This is a genomic window from Streptococcus suis (assembly GCF_019794615.1).
Taxonomy (GTDB): Bacteria; Bacillota; Bacilli; order Lactobacillales; family Streptococcaceae; genus Streptococcus; species Streptococcus suis_AI.
This window is the reverse complement of record NZ_JAIMDU010000028.1, coordinates 1-20,273: the sequence shown is the minus strand read 5'-3', so window position 1 is coordinate 20,273 and position 20,273 is coordinate 1. Positions and strand designations below refer to the sequence as shown.

22 protein-coding genes and 1 pseudogene are annotated in these 20,273 nt (G+C 41.2%); 12 read left to right on the top strand and 11 right to left on the bottom strand.

Annotated features, from left to right (window positions below):
* The first annotated feature begins 44 nt into the window (after nt 1-44).
* From K6V43_RS08390 to K6V43_RS08360, 7 genes are all read left to right on the top strand, one after another.
* Nucleotides 45-425 (top strand): hypothetical protein, encoded by a 381-nt coding sequence (locus K6V43_RS08390; protein ID WP_222382609.1) that lies wholly within the window; start codon nt 45-47, stop codon nt 423-425.
* Between the two features lie 13 nt (nt 426-438).
* Complete coding sequence (locus K6V43_RS08385; protein WP_222382608.1) at nt 439-990, top strand: hypothetical protein; 552 nt, start codon at nt 439-441, stop codon at nt 988-990.
* A 1-nt stretch (nt 991) separates the two neighbouring features.
* Nucleotides 992-1,714: a P-loop NTPase family protein gene (locus tag K6V43_RS08380; RefSeq protein WP_222382607.1), complete on the top strand. Its 723-nt coding sequence runs from the start codon at nt 992-994 to the stop codon at nt 1,712-1,714.
* A gap of 410 nt (nt 1,715-2,124) precedes the next feature.
* Complete coding sequence (locus K6V43_RS08375) at nt 2,125-2,784, top strand: replication protein (protein WP_261311812.1); 660 nt, start codon at nt 2,125-2,127, stop codon at nt 2,782-2,784.
* 30 nt (nt 2,785-2,814) lie between these two features.
* Entirely contained in the window at nt 2,815-3,072 is a 258-nt protein-coding gene (locus tag K6V43_RS08370; protein ID WP_337250536.1) for a DUF3173 family protein, read from the top strand.
* Nucleotides 3,069-4,220 (top strand): site-specific integrase, encoded by a 1,152-nt coding sequence (locus K6V43_RS08365; RefSeq protein ID WP_222382606.1) that lies wholly within the window; start codon nt 3,069-3,071, stop codon nt 4,218-4,220. Before K6V43_RS08370 ends, K6V43_RS08365 begins: the two co-directional genes overlap by 4 nt.
* 78 nt (nt 4,221-4,298) lie before the next feature.
* Nucleotides 4,299-4,598, top strand: coding sequence for a YbaB/EbfC family nucleoid-associated protein (locus tag K6V43_RS08360; RefSeq protein ID WP_024392363.1), 300 nt, complete (start codon nt 4,299-4,301; stop codon nt 4,596-4,598).
* A gap of 50 nt (nt 4,599-4,648) precedes the next feature.
* Here the strand turns inward: K6V43_RS08360 and K6V43_RS08355 are convergent, their stop codons facing one another.
* Entirely contained in the window at nt 4,649-6,409 is a 1,761-nt protein-coding gene (locus K6V43_RS08355; RefSeq protein ID WP_222382605.1) for a glycerophosphodiester phosphodiesterase, read from the bottom strand.
* Between the two features lie 87 nt (nt 6,410-6,496).
* Here K6V43_RS08355 and K6V43_RS08350 point away from each other — a divergent pair.
* Nucleotides 6,497-7,027, top strand: a pseudogene (locus K6V43_RS08350) (GNAT family N-acetyltransferase); the annotation flags it as partial.
* Nucleotides 7,028-7,395: 368 nt separating this feature from the next.
* On the opposite strand, the gene K6V43_RS08345 reads toward K6V43_RS08350, so the two are convergent.
* Complete coding sequence (locus K6V43_RS08345) at nt 7,396-7,890, bottom strand: DUF536 domain-containing protein (protein ID WP_024392366.1); 495 nt, start codon at nt 7,888-7,890, stop codon at nt 7,396-7,398.
* A 163-nt stretch (nt 7,891-8,053) separates the two neighbouring features.
* Here K6V43_RS08345 and aao point away from each other — a divergent pair, with 163 nt between their 5' ends.
* The 4 genes from aao to K6V43_RS08325 all read left to right on the top strand — a co-directional run bounded on the left by aao (nt 8,054) and on the right by K6V43_RS08325 (nt 12,474).
* Nucleotides 8,054-9,229 (top strand): aminoacetone oxidase, encoded by a 1,176-nt coding sequence (gene aao / locus K6V43_RS08340; protein WP_222382603.1) that lies wholly within the window; start codon nt 8,054-8,056, stop codon nt 9,227-9,229.
* Nucleotides 9,230-9,394: 165 nt separating this feature from the next.
* Complete coding sequence (locus K6V43_RS08335) at nt 9,395-10,060, top strand: GNAT family N-acetyltransferase (RefSeq protein WP_496108338.1); 666 nt, start codon at nt 9,395-9,397, stop codon at nt 10,058-10,060.
* 80 nt (nt 10,061-10,140) lie between these two features.
* On the top strand, nt 10,141-10,839 hold the full coding sequence (locus K6V43_RS08330) for an ABC transporter ATP-binding protein (protein ID WP_024392369.1): 699 nt from the start codon (nt 10,141-10,143) through the stop codon (nt 10,837-10,839).
* Nucleotides 10,840-10,848: 9 nt separating this feature from the next.
* A complete protein-coding gene (locus K6V43_RS08325) occupies nt 10,849-12,474 on the top strand; it encodes a hypothetical protein (RefSeq protein WP_222382601.1) in 1,626 nt (541 codons plus the stop codon).
* A gap of 244 nt (nt 12,475-12,718) precedes the next feature.
* Here K6V43_RS08325 and K6V43_RS08320 read toward each other — a convergent pair whose 3' ends face one another.
* The 9 genes from K6V43_RS08320 to K6V43_RS08280 all read right to left on the bottom strand — a co-directional run bounded on the left by K6V43_RS08320 (nt 12,719) and on the right by K6V43_RS08280 (nt 19,918).
* Nucleotides 12,719-13,741 (bottom strand): YeiH family protein, encoded by a 1,023-nt coding sequence (locus K6V43_RS08320; RefSeq protein WP_024392371.1) that lies wholly within the window; start codon nt 13,739-13,741, stop codon nt 12,719-12,721.
* A gap of 9 nt (nt 13,742-13,750) precedes the next feature.
* The gene (locus tag K6V43_RS08315; RefSeq protein ID WP_024392372.1) at nt 13,751-14,074 is read right to left on the bottom strand and encodes an AzlD domain-containing protein; all 324 of its coding nucleotides are present in this window, start codon (nt 14,072-14,074) and stop codon (nt 13,751-13,753) included.
* Nucleotides 14,061-14,762, bottom strand: a complete 702-nt coding sequence (locus tag K6V43_RS08310) for an AzlC family ABC transporter permease (RefSeq protein ID WP_024392373.1) — start codon at nt 14,760-14,762, stop codon at nt 14,061-14,063. Before K6V43_RS08310 ends, K6V43_RS08315 begins: the two co-directional genes overlap by 14 nt.
* A gap of 254 nt (nt 14,763-15,016) precedes the next feature.
* Nucleotides 15,017-16,024, bottom strand: coding sequence for a tRNA (adenosine(37)-N6)-threonylcarbamoyltransferase complex transferase subunit TsaD (tsaD, locus tag K6V43_RS08305; protein WP_222382600.1), 1,008 nt, complete (start codon nt 16,022-16,024; stop codon nt 15,017-15,019).
* On the bottom strand, nt 16,014-16,454 hold the full coding sequence (rimI, locus tag K6V43_RS08300) for a ribosomal protein S18-alanine N-acetyltransferase (RefSeq protein ID WP_222382598.1): 441 nt from the start codon (nt 16,452-16,454) through the stop codon (nt 16,014-16,016). The genes tsaD and rimI overlap by 11 nt, the downstream gene beginning before the upstream one ends.
* A complete protein-coding gene (gene tsaB / locus K6V43_RS08295) occupies nt 16,451-17,134 on the bottom strand; it encodes a tRNA (adenosine(37)-N6)-threonylcarbamoyltransferase complex dimerization subunit type 1 TsaB (protein WP_222382596.1) in 684 nt (227 codons plus the stop codon). Before tsaB ends, rimI begins: the two co-directional genes overlap by 4 nt.
* Nucleotides 17,135-17,229: 95 nt before the next feature.
* Nucleotides 17,230-18,825, bottom strand: a complete 1,596-nt coding sequence (locus K6V43_RS08290; RefSeq protein WP_261311811.1) for an ABC transporter ATP-binding protein — start codon at nt 18,823-18,825, stop codon at nt 17,230-17,232.
* Nucleotides 18,826-19,049: 224 nt separating this feature from the next.
* Nucleotides 19,050-19,703, bottom strand: a complete 654-nt coding sequence (locus tag K6V43_RS11565; RefSeq protein ID WP_261311810.1) for a hypothetical protein — start codon at nt 19,701-19,703, stop codon at nt 19,050-19,052.
* Entirely contained in the window at nt 19,688-19,918 is a 231-nt protein-coding gene (locus K6V43_RS08280) for a hypothetical protein (RefSeq protein ID WP_222382594.1), read from the bottom strand. The genes K6V43_RS11565 and K6V43_RS08280 overlap by 16 nt, the downstream gene beginning before the upstream one ends.
* Between the last annotated feature and the right edge of the window lie 355 nt (nt 19,919-20,273).

Sequence of the window (20,273 nt, the reverse complement as noted above, 5' to 3'; positions counted from 1 at the left end):
TGACCAGCTTGACGGGAAGCTGAGAAGCTAGAAAGTAGGTCAAAATGGCCTTAAATCTTGGTGTTAGCGAAACACCTAAACATTTCGCTGAAGATATTGCAAAGGTCGTTAGTGTCGCAAAATCAATCAAAGTCATTGATTATTCGACAGGAATGTTGAACGAAGGACGAGAGAATCAGCGTCCATGGGCTAATCTAATCGCGGTTGACCCTAAGCTATTTGCTCAATTCGAAAGTATCGGCCAAGAGCGACATTGCCCAACCTTCAAAGTCAAACTTAAAGCTTATCAAGGCGAGGACTTGACAGCTTTGATTGATAAAGAAATTATCTTCAAAGAATATGAAATTGGCTTTTTATTTGATAAATTTAAGCAGCCAATCGGCTTAGCGTTAGTCCTTGACCTTGCTGATCTTTCGGTTAAATAGAGAGGAATCAAATATGAAAAAAATCAAAACAACTTTCAATAATTTTCTTTCTCTCAAATGGTACTATCAAGTTTTATCTGTCTTAGTAGCTTTGTTATTACTCATCTTGCTCATCAGGTTCTTAATTTGGATTGTCCCAGTTATTGGAGCAATCTTAGCCCTCCTCTTTTTATTCACAGATGGAGAAATCTTCCCTACTATGTGGGAAAGTTATAAACAACATAAACAAGCTCCTAATAATCCTCTATTAACCAATGTTTATCACTGGTTAACTGAGACAGGCGTAGCAGACTTACCTGTAACAACTATGCAATATTCCCAAGGGGTTGAGTTCCCTGATGGCAACCAAGGACTGTATTTCATTCATCTAGATAAAGAAATCTCTGATAATCTACTTGCGGACTTTGAAACTAAAGTACGACAAGCAGTCAAGTTTATGTCTAATGGTTATACGGACTGTGTTGTTAGTCGCTCTAAGCGTGAACCTTTCTTAGCTATTAAGGTTAGGTTATTGTCTGCAAACGAAGTGCTTTTGAAAAATCAACAAGCTGAGGAAGATTTCTAGCATGATTAAGAATGTTTTTGAAATCAATAACAGAGGTCAACCCACCTCTGCTTCTATTGATATAAACCGATTCTATGCTTGGATAATAGCAGGTCCTAGTGGTTCAGGAAAGTCAACCTTTTTACGCAGGCTTATAGGATTGATTCAATTTTATGATAAAACCGCTGAAGCCTATTTCATGGATTTCAAAGCCGATGATGAAATGTTTTCTATGATTGGCAATCATGTGGCTAGAGGTTTTGATTGTCTCGAACTCTTTGAAACGGTTTATCAACGTTTTGAAGCAAGGCTCAATAAAGATGAAAAGACTGGTAATAATTTGTATCTTATATTTGACGAATGGCAAGCCTTCCTTGCTTACCTTGAACAGACCGATAAGAAGAAGCATAAAGAAGTTTTATCAAAAATGCTAATGATGAATAGTATGGGAAGAAGTCTAGGCTTACGGTTAATTCTATCTAGCCAGCGTTTCCTAATGTCCGACTTGCCTGGTCGCTATAATTTTAACTGCATCATTTCCCTATCAACTAGTTTCTTAAAATCAACTAATAATCGCCAATTGCTTTTTCCCGACATGGAAAAAGATGAAGTAGTTGTCAAACCTAGAGGCTATGGTTATTTTCAGCTTGAGGGTGAAGAAGTTAGATTGTTTCGGACAATTCAAGTTAAAGATGAAAAACGATTAAATCAACGTATTCAAGAGTTATTTTCTCGCTATGAGTGAGTGGGAGCGGTTTTTCTGCTACACTAGTTTTGACGACAGTAACCTATCTAGGTGTTTTTTCATCGGTATAGTGTCGGCGTGATTCGATTAGCAGGAAAATGGAGACTTGCAAGGGCTTGAGGGGTGGAGATTTTTCGTAGTGAAGCGGAGCCGTTAAGGCGGGAGAGAAACGAAGAAAAATACTACCCCGTCCCTTGTCCAGTTGACAAGCGTATTTTGGATATTTTTGGTTTCATCGGGCAGGAGAGGCTGGGGTTTGGGGCAAAGCCCCAAGGTTTTAATTCTTGTTTTGAACTGAGAGTAATTTTCAAATTACTTTGAGCTGAGGACAAGAATTTTTTATTACTAGAATTTTGTGATTTCATTGGGGTTACTACGACCCCCAATGAATCAATAATCAATAATCAAATATGAAAGAAGTAGAAATGACAAAATTTAAAGAAAAACGTTCAAATAAATGGGCTTTCTTACTTTATCGAGATAGTGTTCCTGAAAACTACTTAGATATTCTTGAGGAAATGCACGTCCCATTTGTTCTTAGCCCTTGGCATGATAAAGATGTCAACAAGAAAACTGGAGAATTCAAAAAGGCTCATAAACACGGAGCACTATTCTTTGAATCACTAAAAAGTTATTCTCAAGTTTCTGAACTATTATCAGAAAAATTAAATACGCCTTCTCACATTGAAGTAGTCATGTCTCCAAAGGGTATGTATGATTATTTCACTCACGCTGAGAACCCCGATAAGACACTTTATAATATCGAAGATATAGAATGTGGTTGTGGCTTTGAATTAGATAAATTTCTAATTGAACATGATTCAGGTCTATTCTTGGAAGCCGTCATTGATGTTATCACTGAAAATGATTTTACAGAGTTTGAAGATTTAGTACAGTATGCTAGGTTCAATGATAACTCACTTCTCGGTCTAATCATTGAGCGAACTTACTTTTTTACAAAGTTTTTAGACTCTAGACGGCATAACCCACAAAATAAATTAAAAACCTCATCAGAAGGTACTTTGGCGAGCAATTCTGATGAGGTGAATACAGAAGATGGTATCTCCTGATACCTTATTGTAACATGAAATGAGGTTAACGTGGTTATTAATTTAGTAGATAAAAACGACTTGATGTCATTAACTGGCTATTCCAAAAGTCAATGCTCAAAATTGATTAGAGAAGCCAAAGCTAATTTAGTTTCTGATGGGTTTTCTTGGTATAATAACAAACGTGTGGGACGTGTCCCACTCAAATCAATTGAAGACATTCTCGGCTTCCAGTTATCACAAAAAAATGGTATAATTCATGATGTACTTCAAAATGCTGGTCTACATGATACAGGAGAACAGCAATGACAGTTACAAAACTAAAAAACGGGAAATGGCGTGTAGATATAAGTGATGGTAATAGTCACTTAACAGGCGACCGCATTCGTCATCGAAAACAAGGATTCAGGACTCGCAAAGAGGCTGAGCAGTATGAAGCTGACTATAAAATTAATCAGCTCCATCACGTAAAAATCAAAGACCGGCTTAGCATAGGCTACCTATACTCTCTTGTTCGTCAAGAAGATGAATTAAGAGGAAATAAAAAAGGAACAATTGATACTCAAGAATCATACTATACCCAGTATGTTTCCAAATTTTTCTCAAATGCTGATATGAAGCTAGTCACTATCAATGATATTAAAGAATATCGTGACTGGTTGATTCAAACACCAAGCGTAAAAGGGGGAACATTATCAAACAGTCATATCAATCAGCAAATGATTTTTATTCATAAACTGTTTGAAGTAGCAATTGCTAAACGATTCAGAACCGATAACCCGTGTAAGGGACTCAAACGTTTGCCTGAACAATACAAAGAAATGTCCTATTACACACCTGAACAGTTTAAAATTTTTGATAGCTGTTTCACTAAAGATGAATATCGCTATCAACTACTATATCGGGTATTGATGTTTACTGGTATACGGATTGGGGAAGCCTTGGCACTCACTTGGAACATGGTAAACCTTGATAAAAATTATATTGATATTGTGTATAGTGCCTATCATCGAAAAAATCAAGTTTATATTGGAACAGTGAAAACAACTCAATCACGAAGACGGATTTACATTCATTCTGCTTTCGCTGAAGAATTAAAAAAATGGAAAGAACAACAGGGAGAACTCCTTTCAGAGTTCACAGATGACCTTGAAAGTCTTCAAATCTTTCAAGATTCTCCTGAAATCCTGACTTCTCCAAATGTTACCAACTTCAAAACAAGACTAAAAAAGCGATTACCTGAGAATATGAAAATGATTCGCAATCATGACTTCAGACACTCTCATGCAGCTTTTTTAATCAGTCAAGGTTTGCGAAACGGAGAGGGAAAAGATTATATCTTTTTCACTCTTATGAAACGTTTGGGACATTCATCCATTAACACAACCATCAATGTTTACTCCCATCTTTTCCCATCACAACAAAAAGAAGTGGCTAATGCTTTTGATTACTTCTAAAAAAGTGGTCAAAATTGGTCAAAATTTCAAAAACAAGAGGGTCTAAACCCTTGATAGGAAAGGAATCTTAAAAATCTTATGATGAACATGCAAAATATGATGCGCCAAGCTCAAAAACTTCAAAAGCAAATGGAGAAGAGTCAAGCTGAACTAGCTGCTACTCAATTTACAGGTAGTTCTGTGCAGGACTTGGTTACTGCTACCTTTACTGGGGATAAAAAAATAGTCTCTATTGACTTTAAGGCTGATATTGTGGATGCAGAAGATATTGAAACCTTGCAAGAAATGACGATTCAAGCAATTAATGCAGCCCTTACAAAAGTTGATGAGGCAACTCAGAAAAAACTTGGTGCATTTGCAGGTAAATTACCATTTTAAAACATAAAAAGACGCGAGTGGCAATTGTACTGACTTTCGCGTCTTTTTTGTTATTCAAAATTATAGAGTAAGTACTGAAATTCAAGGAAAAATAGATCAGGATAGCGATGATTCTCTTTCAATTCACTCATCAAACTTTTTAGACCTGTTAAATTATCAGTAATAATACCATCTACTTGCAGCAAGAGCATCTTGGTCATACTCTCTTCATCGTTTGGTGTCCAAGCATAAACAGATTTCCCTCGGATCCAAGACTTAGTCATAAAATTCTGGTCAAGCGAAGTGTATTCCATTGTATATCCATCAGACACAGTGGTTGGATAAATGGAATTGAACGGAAGAATGAAGAAAGAAACCAGTTGCTCATTATATTGTTTGATTTCAATAATCGTACGATAGTCTAACGAATGCATCTGATGACCTTTAGCAATTAGACGTTGACCATATTTTTTCAGAAAATTTTGTGTAAGATTTGGTGAATCTGCATCCGTTACTTTAATCTCCACTAATAATTTCTGACCAAGCTCATCAGCTTTTTCTAGATACTCATCAAAAGAAGGAAGAGGAGCTGTCATCCCGTTTTCTGATGCAGTCATCGCCGTCAACTCTGCTAGAGTATAGTCATGTGTCCCTCCGGCATTGCCCGTCAAAGCCAATAAATCCGTATCATGCATGACAATAAATTGGCCATCTTTGGTCTCCTGAACATCCATCTCAATATAGTCCGGCTTGAGTTGAGAGGTCTTTTCCAGAGCCTCAATCGAATTCTGAACAGCATTGCCATTGTCAACACCTCGATGGGAAATAGTAACTGGCAAGGTGTCAAATGGATAATAAAGGAGCAATGCCCCTTGGACACCAAAAAAAAGACTAGATACCAGCAAAATAGCCAATCGAAGACGATGCCGAAGACGCTTGCGACGGTATATTGGTAGCTTCTTTCCGGTTAATAGACTGATAAAGCCTATCATAAAGAGAGCAATGACTCCGTAATAGGTTAACCTTAATACTATGTAACAAACAACAGCTAACCAATATGAAAGATTGAGAGCAAAACCTTCCACTAACAGCTGTATAAAATAGAGCAACAATGCAACTCCCGTAAAAAAGATAACCGGAAAAGTGACCAAGCCAACTAAACGCACAAGGTAATTGACTTGTTTGATTCCCTTTGTATGCTTCCAAGAAAATGCAATAGATTCTTTCACACTCCTATGTTCAAAATAGATTTTCGGTAGTGCAAACATGAGTCGGGAGGCAAGCCAAAAGAAAAGGAGGAGGGAAACTAAAATCAAGACCCCTATCCAGACTGTATTGGATAGGTAATCAAGGACAAACTGTGGCACGACGATTTTATTAAAATAATAAATATTTAATATTCGACGTAGAAATGGTAAAAGGAGAACTGAATAAAAAAGGAGGAAGATAATTTTTGGTAAGCTACTATGACGGATAATTGCGACCATACTATCTCTAACATCTCGCAAGTAATCCGATAAGTGCTTGACTTTTTCATCTAACAATTGCCAAACCCCAGTAAATAGAAGAGCTAACTCCAGATAGGCAATCCCAATATTGGCAAAAAATAAGAGAATAAACAAGCAAGAAACAAAAAGATTCTCAGAAAATACCGATAAAAGATTCGTCGGTGAAAGATAAGCATGACCTGTTAGGGCTAATAGCCTTTCTGAGACCCACGAATTAAGTGGTATCCATACAAACTCCATAAATGCGAACAGGGTAAAAAAGAGTAATAGAATCTTGTCTAAGTTGTAATAGATTTTTTGAAATTCACGATGTATCTTTTTCATGGTACTAGTGTCCCATATTCTTTCAGGAATTGCAAGCCATCATTAAACATGATAAACTAGAAAAATAAAGGATATAAGGAGAAATAGATGACTACCCAACCGACCATTGCAGTATTGAAAGAAGAGCATTTATATTCAATTTGGAAAAATGGATATAGCCAAATCCAACCTGAGTGGAAAAAATGGGATGGACCCTATTTTGAAGATTATCAGATGCATCCTGATTTTGAAGCATTTCGAATGAGTAAACTTTACAATTTCTTCTGTAATGATACTGTTTGGGGCATATTTGTAGATCAAGAACCGATAGGAATTGTTACCCGACATTGGGAAGATGAAAAAACTCGATGGCTTGAAATCGGGATTGTTATCTATCAGCAGAAGTATTGGAATGGGGGCTACGGGACAAGAGCTCTCAAGCTCTGGATAGATCATATTTTTCAAACTACTAGTGAATTAGAACATATCGGACTAACTACTTGGTCTGGCAACCACCGTATGATGCGAGCAGCAGAAAAAATCGGTATGACAAAAGAAGCGCAGATCCGCAAAGTGCGATACTGGAAGGGACATTATTACGACTCTGTCAAATATGGAATAATAAGAGAGGAATGGAAAGCAGATAAAATAGTCCCCATTCCAGATTCTTTACCCCTAACGAACGATGACAAAAATTATGTCACATTGCGCTTACGATACAAGATAAAAAAGATTGGTACCTACCAATCTTTTTTAGTGCAATAATTCACTCCCACATTCTCATACTCTTGGAAAATCAAAATTATCAGTTGTCAAGAGCCTGGATGAGTGAAAAGCTCCAGTGGCCTCTGATTTGCTTTCTTATTTCCAGGCTCATGATTTCCTACCGCGCTCTTCCATTTTTTTGCGCGGGCTGAAACAGTCTATCCCTAGACTGTTTCACTCCACTGGACCTTGATTCGCTTTCCCATTTTCAGGCTCATGATAAAAAGGTCCACTGGACCTTTTTATTTTCCAAACAAGCGTGCAAAGAAACCTTTGGTTTGCACTTCTTCTGCCTGCGCTTTGACTTCATCTAACTCCAGCTTGAGGACTTCCTTATCAGCCATTGCTTTGAGAGTCAACTGTTGCTGTTGATCCAGTTGTTTGTCCTTCTCAGCAATCTGCACATCCTTAACTTTGAGTTGCTCATCTTTCTCTGCAAGTTGCTTATCTTTGGCTTTTAATTGACTATAAAGACGAATAATCTCCGCATTTTTTTCGTCAACCAAAATTTCCATCAATTCGCGCTGCTTCACTTCTTCGCTAATTGGTTCATCTTCAAAAATGGTTGTTTTGTAGATTTCTTCCAACTTAATCAAGCCAGCACGATTTACAACGGTCACACCCTTGTCATTTTTATCTACGAATTCTTCTGGAAGTGATTTAACACGATTATTCATTGCCTGACGGCTCACTCCCAAAATTTCAGCTAATTCACTGACTGTTTTTTCGATTCCCATAATTTCCTCGGTACTTACATTTCTCATAGTTTGTATCATTAAAATATTACCACATAAGCCTATCCCTGTCAAATTTAGGAGGAGGACCGCTAGGAAGAGACATGCACTTTTCTACTAAGAGAAGACCGACACCAAAGCTCGTGTTTTGTGGTACAATAAAGGCATGAATACAGTAGATACCATTATTATCGGAGCGGGGCCAGCAGGCATGATGGCTGCGATTTCTTCTAGCTTTTACGGCAAGAAGACCCTACTCCTCGAAAAAAACAAGCGTTTGGGCAAGAAACTGTCTGGCACAGGTGGCGGACGTTGCAATGTGACCAACAACGGTACTTTGGAAGACCTGCTGGCTGGTATTCCTGGAAATGGCCGCTTTCTTTACAGCGTCTTCTCCCAATTTGACAACCACGATATCATGAATTTCTTTCAGGAAAATGGGGTCAAGCTCAAAGTGGAGGACCACGGCCGTGTCTTTCCAATCACCGACCGCTCCCAGACCATTATCAAATGCCTGGAGATGAAGATGCTGGAAAATGGCGTGGACATCCGTACAGGGACTGAAGTGGTTTCCGTCCGCAAGATTGACGACCTCTTCCATGTCAAGACCAGCGAGGAGACTTTTACAGCTCCCCAGCTGATTGTCACCACTGGTGGCAAGACCTATCCTTCCACTGGCTCGACTGGCTTTGGTCACGATATTGCCCGCCACTTCAAGCTGGAAGTCACGGAGATTGAGGCCGCCGAGAGCCCCGTCCTGACTGACTTCCCCCACAAGAAGCTACAAGGCATTTCCCTAGTCGACGTCACCCTGACTTACGGCAAGCACGTCATCACCCACGACCTGCTCTTCACCCATTTTGGCCTGTCGGGACCCGCTGCTCTTCGCTTGTCCAGTTTTGTCAAAGGCGGCGAAACCGTATTTCTCGATGTATTGCCGACCCATTCTGAACAAGACTTGTTTGAGCATTTAGAAGCCAACAGGGAAAAATCTGTCAAGAATGCCCTTGGTGAACTCATGCCAGACCGCCTAGCAGACTTTTTGGCTGAAAACTACGATAGCAAGGTCAAACAAGTTTCCAAAAAAGACCTGGCTGACCTGGTTACCCTCCTCAAAGCCTTACCTATCAAGATTACAGGCAAGATGTCCCTAGCCAAGTCCTTTGTGACCAAGGGTGGCGTTGACCTCAAAGAAATCAATCCCAAAACCTTGGAAAGTAAAAAGGTTCCTGGCCTCCACTTTGCTGGTGAAGTCTTGGACATCAACGCCCACACCGGTGGCTTTAACATTACCTACTGTTTGGCAACTGGCTGGGTGGCAGGGAGTTCCTACTCTTCGTAAATCCAACTCAGACGTTGTTGACTTGATTTGATGAACTTCAGTTCTATCTACATCTTCGTCGCCTAGTCTGAGTTCGATTTCCTTTGAGTAGTGCACTATTCAAAATCACTCTTCAAGCTCAACCTAAAAGGAGAGGATATGCCTATTAATTCATTTAATCAAGAAATCGGCGTACCAATACCCCATCATCAAGCTGGTAGTCTCCCTACTATTGATGTGCTCCAAGGAAAAACCGTTCGCTTGGAAAAACTCAGACCAGAACACGCCAATGCAATATATCAATTCTATGGTCCTACTGCCAAGCAAGCTGATTGGACCTATTTATCTATTGTTCCCTTTAAAGACTATCCAAGTTTTCAAACATATTTCCAACACATGTTGGACTCAGCCGATCCTTATTATCTTGCTATCATTGACCAATCTACCAATCAGGCTATTGGAACTTTTGCACTGATGCGCATAGATCCTAAAAATCGCGTCATTGAAGTGGGATGGATCCTCTTTTCTCCAAAACTCCAAAAAACACGCCAAGCAACAGAGGCTCACTACTTGCTTATGTCCTATGTTTTTGAAAACCTAGGCTATCGCAGATATGAATGGAAGTGTGATCATTTAAATGGTCCATCGCGCCGAGCAGCACTACGATTGGGCTTTACCTATGAAGGCACATTTCGACAAGCATTGGTCTATAAGGAAAGAAATCGTGATACGGATTGGTTTTCTATATTAGACAAAGAATGGGACTCCCGTAAACAGCGACTAGAAAGCTGGTTAGAGGATGCCAACTTTGACAAGAACGGCAAACAAAAACATTCCCTATCTTCTCTATAAATTCAAGCAAATTTTGCTTGAATTTTTTTGTTTATTGTTGTATGATAAAACCACAACAATACTACAAAAGGAGATTAACGATGCAACTGAAACTTTCCTCCATATCAAAAAAATTTGATAATAAAATCATTCTTGAAGATGCTTCTTTTACCTTTGAAAGAGGAAAGATTTACGGCTTACTCGGGCGTAATGGCGCAGGTAAGACAACCTTGTTTAACTGTATTGCTCGAAATCTGACACTAAACAGTGGCAGTATCCAGTTTGTAGAGAGGGAAGAACTGATTGACTACGACAATACGGACATCGGATTTACCCAGACCTATCCGCAACTGCCTGCCTTTATGACGGCCTATGAGTTTGTCCGATTCTATATGGACATCCATAAGGATAAACTCAAATATCCACGTAGTCCAGAAGAATGGTTGAACTTGGTCGGTATCGGAGAAGAAGACCAGCACCGTCTGCTCAAGGATTTTTCCCACGGTATGCAAAACAAGGTTCAATTACTCCTATCCTTAATTGTTCAACCTCCTGTCCTGCTCTTGGATGAACCTCTGACTTCCTTTGACCCTGTGGCTGCCCACGAGTTCAAGCAACTGATTCGAGAGGCTAAAAAAGATTCCGTAATCATCTTTTCTACCCACATTTTACAACTGGCTCAAGACCTCTGTGATGAAATTGTTTTGCTCCATCACCAAGTATTGCAGGCAGTTCCGAGTGACAAACTCCATGATCCTGACTTCGAACAGGAAGTCGTTGCCTTACTGACAGCAGATTAGGAGGAGCCTATGAAAACCATTCTACGTTATTTTTGGTATCGGGAAAAGTATGCCCTCCATCGCTCCGTCAACGGATTTTTCTATTATCTACGGAAACTGCCACTTGTTGGAAAGAGCATTCCAGAAAGTATTTTCAAGTCTTATAGTTTTAAGTCTGGTCTCTTTTTGGTCATGCTCATCTTATCCATCCCCAGTCGCTTCCTGATCAAGGGAATTTGGTTAGTCTTTTATTCTTGCATTGCAGCCTTCTGGTTCAAACTCCTATCCAACAATCAGCTGGACTTTTGGCAAATCCCGTCAGATGCTTGGCTCCTATGCTTTTCCATGTGGGCTATCTTTGTTGGCTACATCTATCGGTTTGGCAGAGGTTTTGAGCCTTTTATTGCCAAACCTGAACGAGAGTTCATGCGAAATTTCGGTCTTTCCCAGTCTAGTTTTCTCCAGAGTCAACTCTTTGTAGAGCCCATTATCACTAGTCTGGCCTACCTGCCTGCCCTGCTCATCTTTTCTAGTCTTGCTGGAAATTGGCTCTATCTACCTCTAGGATTGCTGACTATCCCATCAGGAAGCCTTACTGGTCATGCTCTCAATCGAGCACTATTCAACAGAGGTATTTTGGCACGTCGAAACTCTTGGCAATCTTGGGTCATCTTTGGAACTGGTTTAGTAGCAATTGCCTGTCTTATCCTTTTCCGCAATCATCTGCTACCAATCTTTTTACTGCCTGTGCTTGTCTGTCAAGTCTTGCTGATTTGGTTTAATTATAAGTATTTAAAACAACAAACCAATCATGTAGACTACCTCCAGTACTGCATGGACGAGTCCTTAAAAATGGATAAGAAACTTTTTGAGATAACCAAGGGTAACGAGTATACTCGCCAAGGTCTACAAATGCAGAAAAAATTAAATTTAAAAGGTAGCAAAGACCTATCCTACCTATCTGGCATGACCTACCTAAACGCTCTGCTATTTGACCGCTACCGCTCCATCCTCACTAAAAAATTGCTCTTCCGCTTGGGGTGTCTTTTGGCGATTATCCTCTTTCTTGAAGGAATCCGTTGGTTTTCAAAAGAGGATATAGAAATAAGCAATGCCAACTACATCAAGGGACTACCTTTTACTTTCATGGTCATGTATGCCGCCTCCATGGGCAAGGCTGTCGCACAGATGGTCTTTGTTAATTGCGATATTTCCATGCTCCACTATCCATTTTATCGCGAAGCAAAGACCATTATTGCAGGCTTTCATTATCGTTTTCTGCAAACTGTTAAATTAAATGCTGCCTTCTCTGGATCTCTACTATTGGCCCTCATCATCTTTACTAGAGCGCAGCTACCTATTGAAACCTATCTCCTAACTGCCCTGCTCCTGCTGAGTTTGACAGCTCTCTTCTCCTTCCACGACCTTTTTATCTACTACATCCTCCAGCCCTTTACAAAGGATATGGAGGTGGTCAACCCAGTCTATAAATTTCTCAGCGGTGCCCTCTACTGGGTAGCCTATCTCAATATCAAGCTAGAGCTTGGCAGTCACTTGTACATCCTACTCATTTCTCTGACTATGATTGCCTATGTCAGCATCGGTTACTGGATTTTGCTGAAAAAAGCCCCGCAGACTTTCCGTTTGAAATCATAAAAGCAGCCTCTCGCAAGAGAAGGCTGTTTTCTCGTCATTTAGTTTCTCTTTTATTACTTCGACGTAAGAGGAAACTCCGTTTCCTTATTTCCAACTTCAAACACTCCACTGGATTGTTTGAACTCGCCTTGCCTGATTGAAACAGTCTGGGGGACTGTTTCAAGTCAATGCCTAGAAATAAGAAAGCATTGAGTTATGCCAGCGGCTCGTTGCCTAGTACTAAAAGTAAACTAAAAGACTATATTTACCAAATTCCCAAGATCGCCTGCCAAACCAGTGTTAACAGGGTCACTCCCATCCAACAAGCAAGTCCGACCAGAAGAGCAACTCTACCATTTTTTACCAGGGCCAACACATTAGTCCGCAAGCCAATGGCTGTCATGGCCATGCAAATGAGGAACTTGGACAGGCTTTTAAGTGGAGTAAAAACCGCCGTTCCCACTCCAAAATGACCTGCGATTGTTGTCACCAGACTGGCTAGGATAAAATACAAAATAAAAGTCGGAAAACCTGTCAGGAGGGACTTCTTGTCTGCCTTAAGACCCTTACCTCGGGTTTGCCAAATTGCTAAAACCGTTGTAATAGGAATAATGGCTAAAGTTCGTGTTAACTTAACCGTCACTGCTATATCCAAGGTCTGACTGCCCAATCCGTAAAGACTGTCCCAGGTGGCTGCTGTTGCGGTGACCGACGAGGTATCATTGACCGCCGTTCCGGCGAACATTCCAAAGGCCTGACCCGAATCGGTCGAAAACCCAAGCCAGGTTGCCAAAGTCGGAAAGACCAAGGCCGCAAAGACATTAAAAAGAAAGATGACGGAGATTGCTTGTGCTACATCCTCATCATCCGCCTTAATAATAGGAGCTGTCGCCGCAATGGCAGAGCCGCCACAGATAGAGGTCCCAACGCCAATTAAGGTTGCCAGATGAGATGAAATCGGTAGCCATTTCCACATCAAGAAGGCCAAAAACAAAGCGAAACTGATAGTTGAAAGTATAATTGGAAGAGATTGACGTCCAACAGCCAATACCGCTGATAAGTTTAATCCAAATCCCAAACAAATCACCGCATACTGTAAAATTTTCTTGGAAGTAAAGGTTAAGCCTGACTGAAATGTATTTTTAATTGAAAAATAAGGATACAGACTCATCCCGATTAGAAGGGAGAAGACTGGCCCACCCACAAGGGGAAACAACTGACCTAACCACTGACCCACCAAAGCCAAAAGGAAACAAAGTCCGACACCTTTGGCATTTTCCTTTACCATAAAACCCTCCTAAAATATCAAACGTAATGCCGCGGTTGTAACAACCCCAACCAAAACTGCTAAGAGAATATTTTTTGTCTTCAAGACTACAAAAAATGTCGGAAGAATAGCTAGACTTTCTACCGGGAGAATACTTGGCAAGGAGCCAACTTTCTCATCCATAATACTGGAAAGGGTCAACGCAAAAATGATAGTGATTGGCAAAAAGCTGAGGAATTTCACCAACTTTGGAGGGAGGGATTTGTTCTGCGTCAGTACAAAAGGTAGGACGCGTGGTACCCAAGTCACAAGGGCCGCCGCTAGAATAATCAATAGAATACTAGTTTTTATCATCAATCATCACCCCCACAAAACACCCCAAAATTGTCGACAAGAGCACAGCCACATAAGACGACACTAGCACAGACAGTCCGACATAGGCTAGACCAACCGCCAGCAAAATCAAGCCGATTTTTTTCAAAGGAATAGTCCGAGCCATCGCCTCTAGTTGCCCTGAGAAAATCCCGACAAACATAGCGACCAAGGCAAAGTCCAACCCAAATTGCTCAGGATTTGGAATAAGACCACCAATCAGATTACCTAGAGTCGTAAATGTAACCCAAGAAGCGTAGCCAGCGAAGTTGTTGCCGTACATCCAGCTGGGAGCAATCTGCTTGTCCTCAATGTGCTTCCGGAGCAACACCGCATAGGACTCGTCCGTCACAAAAGAGCCAATCAGGATATTGGAGCCCAAACTGTTGCCCTGGAAAATGGTCGTCGTGTGCAGGCACATGAGAAAATTTCGCAGATTGACAAAGAAAACCGTCACCGCAATCGACAACAAGGGTGCCCCAACCAAAATCATAGCACAGATGACAAACTGGGCACTCCCTGCATAGACCAAGAGGCTCATCAGCCCCATTTCCACCGCAGAAATGCCTGAATTGACCGATACCACACCGCAGGCTAGGCCGATACTAGCGTAGCCTAAAGCAGTAGGGATAGCATCACGCAGCCCCTCACGAAAATCCTGTTTTTTCATCTTCTCTCCTTTGAAATCAGGTTATAGTCGAATGAAGAGCTTTCAGACAAGGAACTGAGGTGCAGGTTGCTAGAACAGCCTAGAAGCTGTTCTAGGTTGGAAATAAGACTTGCGAAGTAAATCACTTTTGTAGAGTACGGCAAGCCGAAAGTGACGATGTATCAAAGCTAATTCAAATGACTATATATCATTCTAGTATAGAGGACAAGTCCCCCTTCGTCAATAGAAAAAGTCGCTTTCGCGACTATTACTTTTTACAAATTCTCAAAAGCCAAACTTGGCTTGGCATTTAAATCCCAGCCAGCAAAGTTTTCCTTGTTGTATTCACTGACTGCTGCCAAGGCAATCATACCTGCATTGTCACCGCAGAGGCGAAGCGGGGGAATAATAACCTCCACATCGGTAATTTCAGCCGCCAACCGCTCCCGCAAGCCCTGATTGGCTGCAACACCACCCGCCACGACCAAGGTTTTAACAGGGTATTTTTCCAAGGCCTTCTTGGTCTTCGCCATAAGAATATCTAAGACACAGGCTTGAAATGAGGCTGACAGGTCCACATTGGACAAGTATTCCCCTTTCTGCTGGGCATTGTGGCAGAGGTTGATAAAGGCGGATTTGAGTCCAGAAAAAGAAAACTCCAGATTATCTTCTTTTATCATAGCACGAGGGAAGTCATAAATGTCTTGCCCCTCATGAGCCAATTCATCGATGACACGACCAGCTGGATAGGGCAGACCCATGACCCGTCCCACCTTGTCATAGGCCTCGCCGACCGCATCATCTCGCGTTTCGCCGACAATCTTGTAGTCGCCCGCCTCTGAGACATAGACCAACTCCGTGTGCCCACCGCTAACCAAGAGGGCCAAGAGGGGAAATTCCAACTCCTTGACCGCACGCGCCGCCATCAAATGCCCTGCCATGTGGTTGACAGGAATGAGTGGCAAGCCATTAGCCCAGGCAAACGCCTTGGCAGCCGAAATCCCGACCAGCAAGGCACCGACCAAGCCAGGTCCATAGGTCACCGCCACAGCCGTCAAGTCCTCTGCCGTCACTTTCGCCTCCAACAAGGCCTCCTCGATACAGGCCGTAATCACTTCCACATGGTGACGGCTGGCTACCTCAGGCACCACCCCACCAAACCGCTGGTGGCTGGCAATCTGGCTGGCAATGACATTGGACAAAAGCTCTGCCTCATTTCGCAAAACAGCCACCGAGGTCTCGTCACAGGAGGTCTCAATCGCCAAAATCAATCTATCTTTCATCACGTTCTCTCTTCATTATCACCGCGTCCTCGACAGGATTACGGTAGTAGTCTTTTCGTTTTCCTATTTTGGTAAAATGCTGGCGTGTATAGAGGGCCTGAGCTGCGCTATTGGAATCCCTCACTTCGAGGAAGATGTCTCCATCCCAGTCCATCACAGCAGCCATCAGCTGACTGGCGATTCCCAACCTCTGAAAATCAGCCCTGACAGCAATCTGCAAGATTTCCATCTCATCCAGCACCGTCTGCACAACCAAAAATCCAACTAATTCCTGACCCTCATAGGCCAGATAATAATCCTCATCCTGACTAGCCATACTGGAGGCAATCTGTTCCAAGGTCCAAGGAGATTGGTCATAGACCGACTGCATAACTACCAAAACAGCCTCTGCCAGGTTTTCCTGACCGTCGTAGTGTCTAATCTCTATCATACACGCTTAATATAACTTTCTGAGCCAGCTTTGTTGTCCTTGAGCCAATTTTCCTCTGCCTCTACTCGCTTGAGATAGTTGGGCTCAAAGCTGGTGACATCTACTGCTGGCAAGTCTTGACCAATCACCGCCAGTTGATGGGCAGACGGCAGACTGGCTTGATACTGTGCAGTCGGCAAAGCTTGTTCGATTTGCTCAATAAAGTTTCCTACCTCGCCAACAAAGGTGATGTTTTCCTTACCAGACAAACTAGAAAGTAAGTCTTCAAAAGACCAGTAGCAGTCTGCCTCGATTGCTCTGCTATTTTCATAAACACCTGCATAGACACTGTTACGGCGGGCATCAATGAGGGGAACCACCAGACCTGTCAGGCTAGGCGGTACCAGGGACTGAAGACTGGATAGCCCCACCAAGTCGATCTTGAGAGTGTAGGCCAGGGTCTTGGCAGTCGCCACCGCCACCCGCAGACCCGTGTAGGAGCCAGGTCCCTGAGCGACCACAACCCGATCCAGGTCTTTTGGTGTCCAGCCCACCTGTGCCACCAAAAAATCGACCACAGGCATGAGGCTGATACTATGATTTTTCTTGACGGCCAGCAGAGTTTCCGCCTGCAAACGACCGTCCTCTACCAAGGCCACCGACAAGGCTTGGTTGGAGCTGTCTAAAGCTAGTATTTTCATAAGTTTCTCTTTCTTTACAAATCTACTCTCTATTGTAAGCTATCTTGACCTTTTTTTCAAATAATGAAAAGACTGGGGTATGATTTCCCAGTCTGTCATGCCTTTGATTCTTTTTTTAATTCTACTACTTGGTCATACTGAATATCATTATCGATATGATGGGCGATTTCGAGGATCATGATTGGTAAGGAATGTAGTAGTTTGCGAACGGCCTTGCCATTTTTCTCATCCAAGGCTGCAGTCACTTCATCTGCTAGGAGAATGTCCTTCTTCCGTAAGAGGAAGCGAGCGATTTCCAGACGAACCCGTTGACCGCCTGAGATATTGTCACCATTATTTTCCACTTTCACATTGAGAATATCTGTAAATTCATCCAAAAGCCCAACCTGTCCCAAAACATCCAACAGTTCTTGGTCTGAAAAGTTATCACCCAAGGTCAGATTGTAACGAATAGTATCGCTAAATAAAAACGGACTTTGGCTAATCAAACCGATATTTCCCTGAAAATCCTCTCGCTCCTGACCACCTGCCTCCGTCACATAAACACGACCTCCATCCGCTGTTTCTTGCCCCAGCAGAATCCGAAAGAGCGTTGTTTTACCAGAACCACTGGCACCTTTGATTAAGACCTTTTCTCCCATCTTGAAGGAAACATTCAAACCAGCAAACAGTTGCTTATCGCCATAGGATTTGGCTAAATCTTTCATATACAATCCCTGAATGTCAGACAGATGACTTTCTTTACGCTCTACAAAATCAGGCTCTGTTTCCAAAATGCCGAAGATTTTATCTGCAATAGCCTGAGCCCCTTGGATATCGACTGCCATATACATGAGATTCTGAATTGGACCTACTAACCGGTCTGACGCAATATACATGGTGACCAAGTTTGCAACAGTAATATTCTCTCCATTTGAAATCAAATAAAAACCGACAGCAACTGGCAAAATCTGACTGATGAATTCCATAAAACCATTACAAAAGTAAACAATATTATGGGTAAAGCAAAATCGCTGAATAGCAGCTTGATAGTCTTGCATGACCACAAATACACGTTGAAAACTGCGGTCCATACTTTGATTGACAAGAAGAGTTTCACTTCCATGAACGCTATCAGAGACCTCTTCGTGAACTTTTGTCCGAAGGTCAGAATATTCTTTACCAGCATCCTTGAAACGTCTATTCATTAAAAATTGTGGCAAAGGACGTAAAATCGTAAACCCAACAAAAATTGCCCCCAACATAAAATCTTGCATCAAAATATAGATAGAGGTGACTAAGGTAACAAATGCCCAACTTAAAGCGGTATTGATAGGCTCTAAATAGGTATCTCCCAAGACTTCCATATCCTGAGTGAGCAAGGTAATCTTGTCATTCTGACTAAACTTTGGATTGGCAATCACTTTCCGAAAGAGTGACGAACGAATGCCGTTTTGAATCTCTCTCCGAAAAACATTGTGGGCATGATTAGCTAATAGCATAAAGCTATACACCACAAAATAAACGGACAGACCATAGACCAATAATTGCCAAATTTTCCCATAACTCAATCCGTGTTCATCTAGTTGTAAAATCTTTGATAAGACTAAGGGTTGAACTAGTACTACTCCACCATTAACAAACCGACCTATAATCACTAACCATTTCTGCTTTTTGTCAATGTAACGATAAATACTAAATATTCTTTTCATATGCAACCTCCTTGGAATGGTTATTCTTATAAAGTTTTTATTGCACAACTTTTGTAAATCATCTCACATAATCATTATAGCTTATTTTATTAGCTTTTCAATACAAAGTATATCAATATCCATTATTTTTTGATATGATTTAAAAAAAGACTAGGAACACTGCCCTAGCCTACTTGAAATAATTAGCTCCCTTTCTGACCAACTATGATATGTGACCTCTATCACTAAAAATTAGCATACTTAGTCTCAGTTTTTACATAGCCTGTATAGTTTGAATTTTTATAGAACCTGATAACAAATTTCCATTTTCGTTGACCTAAATGAATATAAGTATCCGTAATATAGTAAGGATAAGGAGACTGGGATTGCATCCAAGTATCATAGGTACTAATAGCCCAAAATGCTACGCCGACTACCGCTACCCACGGTCCTCCTATTGCCGCAACAATTTTTCCAAGCCCCCAGCTAATTCCCGAGTTTATCAAGTGATTAGAGAATGTATTTTCCAAAACATTACCACGGATTGTTGAAACATGATTCCAGGTATTCGGATTATAGGAGCGAGACAGTTGAGAAGCATGTTGATAAGGTTCGATAAAGGCTCCGTTAAGGTATACACCATCGTATCGCTTTTCAAGTATATCAACCCGACCATCTGCATAGGAAATCTTGAGGGTCGCTTCATTGATGACAGTGAACTGGACGGTTTCCAATTGGCTATTGATTTCAGAGATAATCGCATCTTCTTCTGATGTGACTTCTGTCGTCATGGAGGACGGATTTTCATAAGTTTCAGCCAGAGCGACCGTTGGCAAAGCTGCGTGAAGTGTTAAAATAGACAAAAGTAAAAGACTTCCATATCTTAATTGTTTACACATGGCAATTCCTCCTCATTAATTTTTCTATAGTGTTTTTTGATATAACTGTAAAAAGTATGAATAGCAATACTGTTCAAGAATAACAAGCCAAAACCTAATGTTATCAAAGAATCCGAGGTGACCGCCCCTTTATCCCAAGCGTTTTTTAGAAAATACAAGGCAAAAAACTCTTGAACTGTTAATGCAATAACAATTATAATAGCTACTTTTTTCATAGGAACCTCCTATTGACAAATGCTCTTTCTACCAGCTTCCCTACGCCCAACGTATCGTTTCCGCTTTCTTCCTCCTTTCCAGAGTGACAGAAGAACCTCCAGTAGATGAACATTTCTGTATTAAAAGCTTTTACAACTTTAGTCTAACAAAAAATCCTCGACATCTATCCCACTTGCAAATATGTAATTTTATAAAAAATAAATTACATATTTGCAAGTTAATAATAACCGAGGAAAATCAGTTATACTCCCATCTTTGACAGTTTGAAATGACAAAAACCTCCCTAACCCTATGTATATCAAGGGTTTAGAGAGGTTTTCTTTTTATATCAAAAATGCGTACTTTTTCTCGATT

Bases quoted from the DNA above. Each gene is read 5' to 3' on its own strand.
- K6V43_RS08390 (WP_222382609.1), top strand. From the start codon at position 45: ATGGCCTTAAATCTTGGTGTTAGCGAAACACCTAAACATTTCGCTGAA.
- K6V43_RS08385 (WP_222382608.1), top strand. From the start codon at position 439: ATGAAAAAAATCAAAACAACTTTCAATAATTTTCTTTCTCTCAAATGG.
- K6V43_RS08380 (WP_222382607.1), top strand. From the start codon at position 992: ATGATTAAGAATGTTTTTGAAATCAATAACAGAGGTCAACCCACCTCT.
- K6V43_RS08375 (WP_261311812.1), top strand. From the start codon at position 2,125: ATGAAAGAAGTAGAAATGACAAAATTTAAAGAAAAACGTTCAAATAAA.
- K6V43_RS08365 (WP_222382606.1), top strand. From the start codon at position 3,069: ATGACAGTTACAAAACTAAAAAACGGGAAATGGCGTGTAGATATAAGT.
- K6V43_RS08360 (WP_024392363.1), top strand. From the start codon at position 4,299: ATGATGAACATGCAAAATATGATGCGCCAAGCTCAAAAACTTCAAAAG.
- K6V43_RS08355 (WP_222382605.1), bottom strand. From the start codon at position 6,409: ATGAAAAAGATACATCGTGAATTTCAAAAAATCTATTACAACTTAGAC.
- K6V43_RS08345 (WP_024392366.1), bottom strand. From the start codon at position 7,890: ATGGGAATCGAAAAAACAGTCAGTGAATTAGCTGAAATTTTGGGAGTG.
- aao (WP_222382603.1), top strand. From the start codon at position 8,054: ATGAATACAGTAGATACCATTATTATCGGAGCGGGGCCAGCAGGCATG.
- K6V43_RS08330 (WP_024392369.1), top strand. From the start codon at position 10,141: ATGCAACTGAAACTTTCCTCCATATCAAAAAAATTTGATAATAAAATC.
- K6V43_RS08325 (WP_222382601.1), top strand. From the start codon at position 10,849: ATGAAAACCATTCTACGTTATTTTTGGTATCGGGAAAAGTATGCCCTC.
- K6V43_RS08320 (WP_024392371.1), bottom strand. From the start codon at position 13,741: ATGGTAAAGGAAAATGCCAAAGGTGTCGGACTTTGTTTCCTTTTGGCT.
- K6V43_RS08315 (WP_024392372.1), bottom strand. From the start codon at position 14,074: ATGATAAAAACTAGTATTCTATTGATTATTCTAGCGGCGGCCCTTGTG.
- K6V43_RS08310 (WP_024392373.1), bottom strand. From the start codon at position 14,762: ATGAAAAAACAGGATTTTCGTGAGGGGCTGCGTGATGCTATCCCTACT.
- tsaD (WP_222382600.1), bottom strand. From the start codon at position 16,024: ATGAAAGATAGATTGATTTTGGCGATTGAGACCTCCTGTGACGAGACC.
- rimI (WP_222382598.1), bottom strand. From the start codon at position 16,454: ATGATAGAGATTAGACACTACGACGGTCAGGAAAACCTGGCAGAGGCT.
- tsaB (WP_222382596.1), bottom strand. From the start codon at position 17,134: ATGAAAATACTAGCTTTAGACAGCTCCAACCAAGCCTTGTCGGTGGCC.
- K6V43_RS08290 (WP_261311811.1), bottom strand. From the start codon at position 18,825: ATGAAAAGAATATTTAGTATTTATCGTTACATTGACAAAAAGCAGAAA.
- K6V43_RS11565 (WP_261311810.1), bottom strand. From the start codon at position 19,703: ATGTGTAAACAATTAAGATATGGAAGTCTTTTACTTTTGTCTATTTTA.
- K6V43_RS08280 (WP_222382594.1), bottom strand. From the start codon at position 19,918: ATGAAAAAAGTAGCTATTATAATTGTTATTGCATTAACAGTTCAAGAG.